Genomic DNA, 12,443 nt, shown 5'->3' on the forward strand with positions numbered 1-12,443 from the left:
TTCACCATGAGTGATATGGCTGACAGCCTGGAAGGTATTGAACGCCAACCGTTGCGGACATTTACCGAACAAGCTTATCTGAATTATTCCATGTATGTGATTATGGACAGGGCGCTGCCCCATATCAGTGATGGTTTAAAACCAGTACAACGACGTATCGTGTATGCTATGAGTGAACTCGGCCTTTCGGCTAGCGCTAAGTATAAAAAATCAGCGCGTACCGTTGGCGATGTCTTGGGTAAATATCATCCACATGGCGACTCTGCCTGCTATGAGGCGATGGTGCTGATGGCGCAATCGTTCTCTTATCGTTATCCGTTGGTCGATGGTCAGGGAAACTGGGGTGCGCCCGATGATCCTAAATCATTTGCGGCTATGCGTTACACCGAGGCCCGGTTATCCAAATTTTCTGAAGTTTTGTTAAGTGAATTAGGCCAGGGCACCGTTGAATGGGGGCCTAACTTTGATGGAACGCTACAAGAACCTGCTACATTACCAGCACGCTTGCCGCATATTCTGCTTAATGGTGTTACTGGCATTGCAGTTGGTATGGCAACTGATATTCCACCGCACAATGCGCGTGAAGTCGCTAATGCCTGTGCGCATCTTTTGGATCACCCTAAAGCTGAATTAACCGATTTACTGCAGTTTGTTAAAGGCCCTGATTATCCAACGTATGCCGAGATCATTACTCCAGCAAGCGATATTGCTAAGATCTATCGAACTGGCCGGGGAAGTCTCAAAATGCGTGCGGTCTATGAAGTTGAAGAAGGGGAAATTGTCATTAGCGCGCTGCCCCATCAAGCTTCTGGCGCAAAAATTTTAGAGCAGATTGCCTCGCAAATGCAGGCTAAGAAATTGCCCTTAGTCGCAGATTTACGAGACGAAGGCGACCATGAGAACCCAACTCGGATTGTCATTACACCGCGTTCTAATCGAGTTGATATTCAGATGTTGATGGATCACCTGTTTGTCTCGACCGATCTTGAGAAAAACTATCGTGTTAATCTTAACATGCTAGGTTTAGACCGGCGCCCACAGGTGAAAAATCTGCTGCAAATTCTGAACGAGTGGTTAGAATATCGCCGCGATGTTGTGCGTCGCCGCTTGCAGTACCGTCTTGATAAAGTGCTCGCCCGCTTGCACATTTTGGCCGGGTTGCTGATTGCCTTTTTAAATATTGATGAGATTATTGAAATCATCCGGAATGAGGATGATGCTAAAGCCGCGTTAATGAGCCGTTTCGAGCTGACAGAAAAACAGGCCGAAGCGATTTTAGAGATCAAATTGCGGCAACTCGCGAAACTTGAAGAGATCAAAATTCGTAGTGAGCAAGAAGAGTTAGATAAAGAACGCCAGCAATTAGAAAAATTGTTGGGTTCGGAACGTCGTCTGAACACGCTGATTAAAAAAGAACTTTTAGCTGATGCCGAGACTTATGGTGATGAACGTATGTCGCCATTGGTTGAACGCGAAGAGGCCAAAGGCTTAAAAGAGAAAGATCTAGTGCCAGCAGAGCCCATTACCATTGTGCTTTCGCAGATGGGGTGGGCACGCAGTGCTAAAGGCTATGATATCGATGCCCCTGGTTTGAATTATAAATCTGGTGATCAGTATCTTGATAGTGCTCATGGTAAGAGTAATCAGCCTGTCGTGTTTATCGATTCAGCCGGTCGTAGTTTTGCGCTAGAGGCGCATACGTTGCCATCAGCACGTAGCCAAGGAGAGCCATTAACCGGGCGCTTTGATCTAGCGCCGGGTGAAACCTTTAGCCATGTCGTTGCCGCAGATGAATCGCAGAAATATCTGTTGGCCAGTGATGCTGGTTATGGTTTTGTCTGTTCGTTCGCCGATATGATTAGCAAAAAACGTAACGGTAAAGCACTACTTAATGTTCCTATGGGGGCGAAAGTATTAAAACCGCAACCAGTTGGATCGTTGGAAAATGATTTGTGTTTGGCTGTTTCGAATGAAGGTCGAATGTTGATTTTCCCAATCAGTAGTTTACCTGAACTGTCTAAAGGGAAAGGTAATAAGATCATTGGTATTCCATCATCACGAGTCAAAAGTCGTGAAGAATATGTCAAGACATTGGCTGTGTTACCGGTGGATGCAAATGTAACAATTTGGGCCGGCAAACGAAAATTGACCTTAAAACCGTCGGATCTGGAACATTATCGAGGCGAACGAGGCCGCCGTGGAAATAAATTACCACGAGGATTGCAGCGGGTCGACGAGGTCTTGATTGAAATGCCCGATACCGAACAAATTTAAATATTTTATGTAGGGGTGTGTTGATTAATTTTGACTCATCCCTTGTTCATCATTCAACCGGCGCGTATACTCGCAGCCCTTCTTTGTACAGAGTCGAAATCATGCTCGCATTTATCCGTATTGTACTGATGCTAGTTGCGTTAATCGTAATATTTGTAATTAGTTGTCTCTATAGTCTGATTCGTCCTCGTCACCGAGATTCTGTTTATCGATTTGGCCGAATGTTTGCTTGGTTCAGCTTTTTAGTTGGGCTGAAAGTCGAAGTTCGTTATAAAGATAAAGCTTCGCTACCCAAGCAAGCAGTCTATATCTCAAACCATCAAAGTAACTGTGATATGGTGACGTTGCCTTATGCCTTGCGCCCAGGAACTGTGACTATTGGTAAAAAAAGCCTAGTCTGGATCCCATTATTCGGGCAGATATACTGGCTTAGTGGCAATATCTTGATCAACCGTGACAAAGGTTCACGGGCGGCTGAAACACTTCGTCAGAGCGCCAAAAAAATTCGCCAACGTCATTTATCAGTATGGATGTTTCCAGAAGGAACGCGCAGTTATGGCAAAGGGTTGTTGCCGTTTAAAGCGGGCGCATTTCATTTGGCCAGAGCCGCGAAAGAAAAGATTGTACCTGTTTGTTGTTCATCCACCTATCAGCAGGTAAAACTCAATCGTTGGAATAATGGTCGCGTCATTGTTGAAGTCGGAGAAAGCATTGATTGTTCTCAGTGGCGCAAACCTGAAGTACGAACAGAAATTCAAAATTTACATCAGATGATGGAACAGCGGATTTGTGAATTAACAATTGAGGCTCGAGGCAATGCAGCAGACTATAGTCATTGTATGAGTGCTGAGGTTAAAGGAGTCTAAATGGAGCAACTTATTCAACAGTGGCAAGAAGAGACCGATGCTATTATTGCCCATTTAATTGCTGATGGCAGTGATCCAGATGCTATCTATACGATAGAACACCATTTTGCGAGCAGTGATTTCAAGGCGCTCGAAAAAGCCGCTGTGGATTTTTTTAAAGCGGGATACGAAGTCACTGACGCGGAAGAAGTCCAGCTAGATGATGGTGCGATTGTGTTTAGTTTTGATGTGATCGCCGAATTGCCTCTTGATGCCGCAGCCATTAAAGCTGATGTCGCTAAGCTAGTACGGCTGTGTGGTGATGAAAAAGTCTTTTATGATGGATGGGGGACTTATTTTGAAGACCCTGACGGCGAAGATGATTTTGCCTCAACCGAGGGTTAAATCCCGTGGTTAGAGCTTGGCTGTGACGAGAGCTGAGCAATCCATTGGTCTACCTGATTGAGTAATAATTCAGTGCTAATGGTGATCGACTCAGCTTCTTGATCATTAAATGTGAAATACCGTACCTTAGAATGAAGTTCGGGGTAACATTGGCCGATCGATAATGGATGGTTGGCTGACTCCAAAGAGAATAGATATAGCGCATCTTGCATCTCCTGGTAACTCACTGCACCTAAGGTCCCAATGGGATCGTTACTATGCGCATGACCAAATGAGCCAAACATCGCAAGCCACGTGAGAAGGTGATGCAAGGATTGGTTTAACAGCCCTAAAGGCGGCTCTGGAACACGGGTCAGAAATAATCTAGCGCTGGCATGGTAGGGTAAATTTAGCTGTTGACACCAATGATTAAAATACTCCTGCGCGAGCTGCGCACGAATATCTTCATCGATCGATAAAAATAAAATTTCTTTCATTTCTAATAGCCCATATTCCTCATCCATACTTTTAACTATAGAATAAATTTATGACGAGATTGTATATAATTACAATCGGTTATAGATGAAATATATTGCTAATTTATGACAGTTATTAGTTTTATTATTCTTTTAACATATATTTTTATTTTATCTTAATAGATCAATGTCTTTTACTGGCTGGTTTAATCAGTAGCCGCATTAATCGATGTTTACGTTTAACTGGCATATAGCTCATTAAATAATCGAAAATTAACAATTTGTCAACAATTGATGGTTATAGTTACGGCTATGACTTGAAATTAATTTTGCCCGGGCTCATCACTTTTTGGCTTAATGCTATATGATTTGCCATGTCTATTACACTCGGCCTAAGAGTCAGTTAATATTAATAAGCTGTTGGTCAAGCGGACATCAGTACAATTAACAAGAGTGAAAGCCAAATAGCCAGTGACCAACAATCTGGTTAACCAAAGAAGCTGTTTTGTCATCCATCAACGAGAGTGGCTGTAATGGAACGATTTAAACATAAGCAAAATCGTGTATTATAGCGGCTTGTTTCCCTTCAAGATTGTGATGGGAAAACACTTCGTATAACCCCACTAATAGGGTGTGGGGGTCTCTACCAGATTCCGTAAAATTCTGATTACGAAGAGTAAAGTTCAAGATCTGATGGAATCAGGTCAAGGTGCTTTTCTCTTTGTATTTGCAACTAGAAAGCACCTCTTATCAAATCATTGATGCTCGGAGTGATGATGAGAGAGTTTATCCAAGGTTTACCCAAAGTAGAGCTGCATTTGCATATCGAAGGAACATTAGAACCTGAATTAATGTTTGAGTTGGCGCAGCGTAATCAGGTTAAAATTCCATTTAGCAGTCCAGAACAAGTGCGTTCAGCTTACCAATTTAGCAACTTACAGTCATTTTTAGATATTTATTATCAAGGGGCTAATGTCCTGTTATACCAGCAAGACTTTTTCGATTTAACTTGGCATTACCTATTGCAGTGCCATAGAGAAAACGTCCGGCATTGCGAAATATTTTTTGATCCCCAAACCCATACCCAGCGGGGGATTGCATTTGAAACCGTTATCAATGGCATTATTCAAGCGCTGGAAAAGGGGCGTCAGGAGTTAGGAATTACCAGTCATCTGATTTTGTGTTTTTTGCGTCACTTAGATGAACATAGTGCACTCCAAACCTTGGATCAGGCACTGGCGTATCGTGAGTTGATTATTGGTGTCGGCCTTGATTCCTCCGAGCAAGGCAATCCTCCACAGAAGTTTGCTCGAGTCTTTGCCAAAGCCGAACGGCTTGGTTTTAAAAGAGTAGCTCATGCTGGTGAAGAAGGCCCTGCTCAGAATATTCGCACGGCTATTGAATCACTCCATGTTAATCGCGTGGATCATGGGGTGCGCTGTGTTGAAGACTCCGCTTTGGTGGCGCAACTCATCGAGTCACAAATGCCATTGACGGTTTGCCCTCTGTCTAATATTAAGCTCAAAGTTTTCTCGAATATGCGTGAACATAATATCGTTGAGCTGCTTGATAAAGGCATGTGTGTCACCATAAATTCAGATGATCCCGCTTATTTTGGTGGTTACATGAATCAGAATTTTCATGCTATTGCTGATGTATTTGCGCTAACGCATCAACAGTTAGCGAAATTCAGTATCAATGCTATTAACGCCAGCTTCATTCATGAAGATGACAAACAAAAGCTCCGTCAGGAAGTGTTTGATTATATGCAATCATACATAGGTTAAAGGAGCATCGCTCTGATTTGGAATCCTCGGGTCACGGGGATTTTTAATTTTTATCGGACCGAATGAAGTGAGCGTCATTCAGAATACGCCATGTTTGGCTTCCGAATTGCTGGGTAGAAGTCTTGCTATCCTCTGGCATGTTGCCCTTAGAACAAGCGACTTTTTATGTAACCTAACATATCAATTTGATCCGGATCAGTTAAGACGTGAACTTTTCATCGAAGCTCGCGACAACATGTATTTTATATGTCATGTTGCAATAGAGCGTTGCGTTAACTCGGTGTTAATGATCGTAACTTTTGTTGATGTAATAGAGTAGTAAGGTTGTAAATTAAATACAGCAAGAGAGTTTAAAATCATTCCCCCCTGATGAGCTGCTGCGCTCGATAGCCTTTGTAGGATGTGATGCCGTGATTTTTACACACGGGATGCAGTTCTATTTAGGTTTTAAAGTAACAAAAAATCACTATACCGATAATAAATAATATTCATATTATAAAAAGTGCTGAAATGAACCGTTTTATTCTTACAAACTCACAACAATGCATTGGGTGCTATGCCTGTGAAGTTGCCTGTGTCATGGCCCATAATGATAACCAACATGCCCTAACCGACGCGCTTTTTCAGCCGCGGATCCACGTATTTAGAAGTAACGATAAAAATAGTGCCGCAACTTGCCGACATTGCGAACAAGCTCCATGTATGGCCAGTTGTCCGAATGGTGCCATTACCCAAGTCAATGGTAGTATCCAGATTGATCAACGTCTCTGTATTGGTTGTAAAACCTGTGAAGTAAACTGCCCATTTGGTGCCATCGAGGTTGTGGTAACAGCGCTTGGCGATGGCAAAGTCAGTGCTCAGGCCATTAAATGTGATCTCTGCATCGAGCGAGAGAATGGACCCGCGTGCGTTGAAAATTGCCCTACGGATGCTTTAAGCGTTGTCAGTGATGAGTCGTTAGCTGAAATCGTGTCACAACGGCGTCATCTTTCGGCCATTCGCAGTGCTGAACCTTGGTATCGCACTGCGCCGGCTTACTCGGACGTTTCCCCTCTTAAAGCGGCGCGTAAGGGCAATACTCAGGCGCGCCGAGAACCTAAAAAAATTGATGATCAGTTACGTAAAACCACATTCACCGAATTGTATCAGACCTTTGATAAGGCGCAGGCAGATGAGCAGAGCGAGCGCTGCTTAAAATGCGGTGAAAACAGTATCTGCCAATGGCGCTGCCCGTTGCATAACCATATACCGCAATGGATTGAATTGCTCAAGCAAGGCCGAGTGGTGGAAGCCGCTGAACTGTCTCATCAAACCAACTGTATGCCTGAAATTACGGGCCGAATTTGTCCGCAGGATCGGTTGTGTGAGAGCAATTGCACATTAAAAGATGAGTCCGGTGCGGTGACCGTTGGTAATATTGAACGCTATATCACTGAGACTGCCTTTGCCAATGGCTGGCGGCCGCAGATAACGCCAGTGCATGATACGGGCTACCGGGTCGCAATTGTTGGCGCGGGGCCAGCAGGCCTTGCATGTGCCGATGTGTTAGTGCGCCAGGGCGTTCAAGTCCGAGTCTTTGATCGCAACCCTGAAATTGGTGGTTTGCTCACGTTTGGGATCCCGGCATTTAAATTGGACAAATCATTACTGGTACGTCGGCGTGAAATATTTATGCAGATGGGCATTGAGTTTCAATTAAATTGTGAGATTGGTAAGGATCTTCAATTTAAAGAACTGATTGACCAATATGATGCAGTTTTTGTTGGGGTTGGAACCTATCAGCCGATGGCCGTAGGGCTTGAGCATGATGATGCTCCGGGGGTTTATGAGGCGTTAGATTTTTTAATGGCGAATACTCGCAAAGTGATGGGGTTAAGTGAGTCCCCAAGCCAGCCATATATTGATCTGGCTAATCAACAGGTGGTCGTTCTGGGCGGTGGCGATACGGCGATGGACTGTGTTCGTACTGCTTTGCGCCAAGATGCGGCCAACGTGATTTGTGCCTATCGGCGTGATGAAACGAATATGCCGGGATCGCATAAAGAGGTTAAAAATGCGAAAGAGGAAGGCGCTCATTTTGAGTTCAATGTGCAACCCGTAAGTCTTGAGTTAAATGAGAACGGCCATATTTGCGGTATAAAAATGTTACGGACCCAATTGGGTGAGCCCGATGAAGACGGGCGCCGCCGGCCACAACCCATTGTCGGATCTGAGTTTGTGATGCGTGCCGATGCCGTGGTGATCGCATTTGGTTTTCTACCGCACTCGGTGCCATGGCTTGAACGAGCCAATGTGCAGCTCGATAACAAAGGGCGCATTATGGCCAATGTGCAGAGTAACTATCCGTATCAAACGAGTAACCCGAAAATTTTTGCCGGGGGGGATGCTGTCAGAGGCGCAGATTTGGTTGTAACGGCGATGGCCGAAGGACGCCATGCCGCCCAAGGGATTATCGAGTATTTAGGTTAGAGCCGATAGTGGCTAGTGCCCTCGTCACTTGTAAAAAGTACCAGGGTCATGATGATCGATTGCCGTATTGGAACATGATAGCCTGAACGGAGCGTGGTACTGATGATTGATTGGTTATCAGGCTAAGGGGATGAATCAAGTAGGTTTTGGCATCAATAGAAAAACATTAGGGCTAAAAATCTATACAAGCTCCACTTTTTGGGGAGTGGAGCTTGCAACTTAACACATAGACCAACATGTGCTGAGAGGTGGGTTAGTACTGAAAACTATTTGGAAACTTTAGCGCCACTTTTTTTAGGTTCAGATTGTTTTGCTGGAGCCGCTTTTTTAGCACTTTTATTTTTAGCCATGAGATAATACCTCTGATTGACAATAAATATTTAACCCTTTGTTTTATATACAAAATATGTCTGTATATAAAATATATATTAATCCTGTTTTTTTTAAATGGAATCAGTTTAAATAGTTTATTTTGCTCTAACAAAATGGTTATTAGCTGGTTTTGAAATTAGTGATAAATACAATCAGTTAAGATCCATATTGGGGGAGAGCACATAGCAACAAAAAAGCTCAGATGTTATCCAGTCTTGGACGCGTTCTTTAAAGCCGAAGGGCTAACCGGCAATAAAATAAATTTTGATGATGACAAGTGCAATTAAAGCGGTGGGAAGTGTTAAAAAGGTCAGCCCGGCAACATCGTTGACAGGGCCATTGTAGCGGACACTGAAAATATAGTTCAGTACGGCAACGGGCATAGAACAGGCAATCATGAGATTTGCCATATGTAGCGCTGATAAGTGTAGCAACGTCCCTGCACACCAAGCCATCAATAACCCAATCGCTGGACGATATATCGATAGGACTGCCAAGCGTCCCCAGTGGGCTTCGTGTACTTTCATATGCGCCAGTGAACGGCCCAGCATCAGCAACATAATTGGTACGGTAATGGCGCCGAGTAGATCAAAGGCTTGAAGAACAAAGTGCGGAATCGGCACGTGAAACCCTGATAACAGCCCGCCAGTGACCAATGCAATGACTGGTGGATTAGCTAATAACCGTTTGGGCGAATAGGTCCCGGACATACAACCAATCCCCAGGGTAAAATGGCTAATCTCAATAATCGAAGAGATAATGACCGCTCCAGCGAGCCCCTGATCGCCAAGCAATGACATTGCAATTGGGATCCCCAGGTTCCCCGTATTTGGATTAACCAAAACAGGTAAAAAGTAGCGGATTCTAACGCCGACCAGTTTGATCACAACAAATGAGACAATGACCATCCCTGCTAACGCGAATAGGCTGGCAGCGACTAGTTTCCCCATGCCCAGAAAATCAACGTGGCCGGCGAGCATTGAATGCAAAAGTAGACACGGCATCCCGACGTTGACAATCAATCGGGGGAGATTGGGGTCATCTAGGTAAGCTGTTTTAACACTTAGCCAAGCGCCGAGAGAGGCGACAATTAACACCGGCATAATGGCCGCGATGAAAGTGATAAACATGAGGCTCCCTTTCCCCTGATAAATAGCTGAACAGCCGGTTTTGCAGAACGCAGCTCTGGAGGAGCCTAAATATATCAGAGATCACTGCCTGTGCCAGCATTTATCTGTCTAAAAATAACAGAGTGGAATAGCTAACTGACTATTTTTAGTGATGTTTTATCTCCAGGATAGCTAAAAAGGAGTACATCGATAATTATATTAAACTTAATATTTGCTTAAATTAATTACTTTCATTGTTATTTAATGTTAATCGCTGCAGAGTTACAAAAAGCTTATTATCCAAAGCTAGATATTTGATCTATTTAAAGTAAGTAAAGCAAAGACACTTACTTTGCCTGCATAAGTATTTTCCATATCCCCAAGAGCTCGTCACTCCATGCCTATTCGAGATATTGTGGTCGATGCAGATGGACAGTTAAGGTTAGTTGACTTCGTTATGTAAATGGCGTTGGCGGCCCGCCCAGCAGATTGCGAAAAATAGTGATCCGTTACCATTTATATCGACCCATGAGCCGATATCCGCCACGGATGCTGAACCATCGAAAATTTTACTCGCTACGATGGGGATGAAAATGAGATGTTTTGTTATCGTTATCTGTTCACTCTCGAGATGAATTACCATCATGGCTTAAGAGCGTCGCGTCAGCATAAAATTAATGGTGGGTCATGCTCCAGCCACTTTGCTGGTAAATTTTGGCAAAATCGTAATATGAGTGCGCATCATTAATTTGCTGTTCTAACCAGTGCTTATCAAGTTCAGTGGTGTCATCGCAATGGACACTCTGGCTTAGAATCTCTTGAAATGCTTTGGTTGCGTCAGCTGACACTGGGGTAAATTGAACGTCAACTTTACGATAACGATTGAGCAGCCACCACCAAATGGCCGCAACCGGATTTAATTTCGGTAATACTGGTCGTACAACAAGCAACTTGTTGTCCTGACTCAGCGCATAAATAGGAATAGACTGATATTTGTGGCAGGTTTGATAATTCCAAGTCGACGGAATCGCTTTTGACCAATCCTCTCGCCAACCATCTTTGGCACAGATAAGCATAGTGCCTCCTCGCTATTTTAAGCGGCTCTGCCGATGATTCATTAGCAGAGTTATCACACAAAAGGTTGCTGTGCTATTGCAGGTATAGACAAATATCAGCATGACTGCAAATGTGATAGATGATTTTTAGAGCGGGCGCGTCTTTTTTTTTAAGATTAAATGAAAAGACTACGTCTTGTTATGCGTGAGCCAGCGATCCAGTTCGTTGGCAAATTGAGCTCTGTCGCGTTGTGACAGCGGGGCTGGCCCACCTGTTTGAATTCCGCTTGCTCTGAGCGTATCCATAAAATCGCGCATATTTAATCGAGAACGAACATTAGCCTCGGTGAGCCGTTCGCCACGCATGTTAAGCACAATTGCTCCTTTTTCAATGGCCTCTGCAGATAGTGGAATGTCATTGCTCACCACTAAATCGCCAGCCTGAGTTCGCTCGACAATTTCATGATCTGCCACATCAAACCCGGCACTGACCTGAATACTTTTAATATAAGCAGAACTAGGCGTTTTAATCCCGCGGTTAGCCACGAACGTCACCATGGTTTGGGTCCGGTTCGCAGCGCGACATAAAATTTCTTTAAGAACAACCGGACAGGCGTCGGCGTCGACCCAAATAGGCATAACAAACTCACATGTTCAGAGATGAAAAACTAATTTAAGCATAATTGGATGCAAAAGTCGTGTTGTGGATGCAGCGTTCAGCGGTGATATTGAACCCGTGTCACTGACAGTGGCATCGTCGTTGCAAGATGAAAGAACGCAACTGATAGGACCAATAATTATTCTTTTTATTCAATGAGATATAAACAAAATCTAACATTATGGCGGGTGAGAGCAAAGTGAATGAGATAGCGGCATTAAATGGTTTATGTTGTTCAGTGAGTATTATCTTGTAGATATTCAGTGGGTGTACAGCCAATGGTCCGCTTAAACATCGCACAGAAGCTACTGGCTGATTGATAGCCACAACTAAATGCAACCTCTTGCAGAGTTTTGCCACTTGTGAGCATAGATATACTTTGGCTAATTTTTAACTGTTGATACCATTGGCCAAAGGTCATGCCAGTTTGCTTTTTGAAGTACCGTATAAATGAACTTCGGCCCATATGTAACACTTCAGAAGCTTGCACAATACTCATTCTTTGTTCTGGATTTTGAATAAGTTGTTGGCACAACGAATAGAGTTTAGGATCTTCAGGAATACTTGAATTTATAGAAATTGATTTTGCATATATTATTTCATCTAATAATAGTTGCTCGGCGTGTTCAAAATAGTCCGTTGTGACAAAAGAATCTTCACAAAATTTAATAATAAGCTGTTTGAATAAATGAGAGACGCATAAAACGCTCGGTTGTTTTTGCAATGAGCGTTGCATATGAGGCTGTGGATTAATGAGGAGTGAGCGAAAGATCGCTCTTGAGGTCGAATAAGTCTTGTGAATATGCTCTGATGGGATCCACACTGCTCGGTTTTGCGGGGCAATAAAGTACTTGCCAAGACATTCAACCGTCACTGAACCATGAATCGCATAAATTAATTGATGCCAAGAATGGCTATGGAAACCATGATGGAAATCGACTGTGTCTTTCATAATTCCTTCAATATGATCCATAGCATGAGCCTTACAATGAAACTATCTAGATATAAACTGGA

The 12,443-nt window shown here is 43.6% G+C and carries 10 protein-coding genes and 1 riboswitch; of the genes, 5 read left to right on the forward strand and 5 right to left on the reverse strand.

Annotation, left to right across the window (positions count from 1 at the left end; all coding sequences use genetic code 11):
• The first annotated feature begins 6 nt into the window (after positions 1 to 6).
• From parC to rraB, 3 genes are all read left to right on the forward strand, one after another.
• Positions 7 to 2,274, forward strand: a complete 2,268-nt coding sequence (gene parC, locus EV690_RS08605) for a DNA topoisomerase IV subunit A (protein WP_131912570.1) — start codon at positions 7 to 9, stop codon at positions 2,272 to 2,274.
• A 101-nt stretch (positions 2,275 to 2,375) separates the two neighbouring features.
• Positions 2,376 to 3,140 (forward strand): 1-acylglycerol-3-phosphate O-acyltransferase, encoded by a 765-nt coding sequence (locus EV690_RS08610; protein WP_131912571.1) that lies wholly within the window; start codon positions 2,376 to 2,378, stop codon positions 3,138 to 3,140.
• Positions 3,141 to 3,524, forward strand: coding sequence for a ribonuclease E inhibitor RraB (rraB, locus tag EV690_RS08615; RefSeq protein WP_131912572.1), 384 nt, complete (start codon positions 3,141 to 3,143; stop codon positions 3,522 to 3,524).
• Here the strand turns inward: rraB and EV690_RS08620 are convergent.
• On the reverse strand, positions 3,521 to 4,027 hold the full coding sequence (locus EV690_RS08620; protein ID WP_165872703.1) for a hypothetical protein: 507 nt from the start codon (positions 4,025 to 4,027) through the stop codon (positions 3,521 to 3,523). The genes rraB and EV690_RS08620 overlap by 4 nt on opposite strands.
• Before the next feature lie 542 nt (positions 4,028 to 4,569).
• Positions 4,570 to 4,669, forward strand: a riboswitch (purine riboswitch).
• An 86-nt stretch (positions 4,670 to 4,755) separates the two neighbouring features.
• On the opposite strand from EV690_RS08620, the gene EV690_RS08625 reads away from it, so the two are divergent.
• Both EV690_RS08625 and aegA read left to right on the forward strand, forming a co-directional pair.
• Positions 4,756 to 5,766: an adenosine deaminase gene (locus EV690_RS08625; protein WP_131912574.1), complete on the forward strand. Its 1,011-nt coding sequence runs from the start codon at positions 4,756 to 4,758 to the stop codon at positions 5,764 to 5,766.
• 510 nt (positions 5,767 to 6,276) lie between these two features.
• On the forward strand, positions 6,277 to 8,235 hold the full coding sequence (gene aegA / locus EV690_RS08630) for a formate-dependent uric acid utilization protein AegA (RefSeq protein WP_131912575.1): 1,959 nt from the start codon (positions 6,277 to 6,279) through the stop codon (positions 8,233 to 8,235).
• A gap of 614 nt (positions 8,236 to 8,849) precedes the next feature.
• Here aegA and EV690_RS08635 read toward each other — a convergent pair.
• From EV690_RS08635 to EV690_RS08650, 4 genes are all read right to left on the reverse strand, one after another.
• Entirely contained in the window at positions 8,850 to 9,737 is an 888-nt protein-coding gene (locus EV690_RS08635; protein ID WP_131912576.1) for an AEC family transporter, read from the reverse strand.
• A gap of 653 nt (positions 9,738 to 10,390) precedes the next feature.
• Entirely contained in the window at positions 10,391 to 10,792 is a 402-nt protein-coding gene (locus EV690_RS08640) for a hypothetical protein (RefSeq protein WP_131912577.1), read from the reverse strand.
• A 168-nt stretch (positions 10,793 to 10,960) separates the two neighbouring features.
• Positions 10,961 to 11,410 carry a YaiI/YqxD family protein gene (locus EV690_RS08645; protein WP_131912578.1) on the reverse strand — a complete coding sequence of 150 codons (450 nt, stop codon included), beginning with the start codon at positions 11,408 to 11,410 and terminating at the stop codon, positions 10,961 to 10,963.
• A gap of 254 nt (positions 11,411 to 11,664) precedes the next feature.
• Positions 11,665 to 12,402 (reverse strand): AraC family transcriptional regulator, encoded by a 738-nt coding sequence (locus EV690_RS08650; protein ID WP_131912579.1) that lies wholly within the window; start codon positions 12,400 to 12,402, stop codon positions 11,665 to 11,667.
• Between the last annotated feature and the right edge of the window lie 41 nt (positions 12,403 to 12,443).

Source organism: Celerinatantimonas diazotrophica, assembly GCF_004339545.1.
Lineage (GTDB): Bacteria > Pseudomonadota > Gammaproteobacteria > Enterobacterales > Celerinatantimonadaceae > Celerinatantimonas > Celerinatantimonas diazotrophica.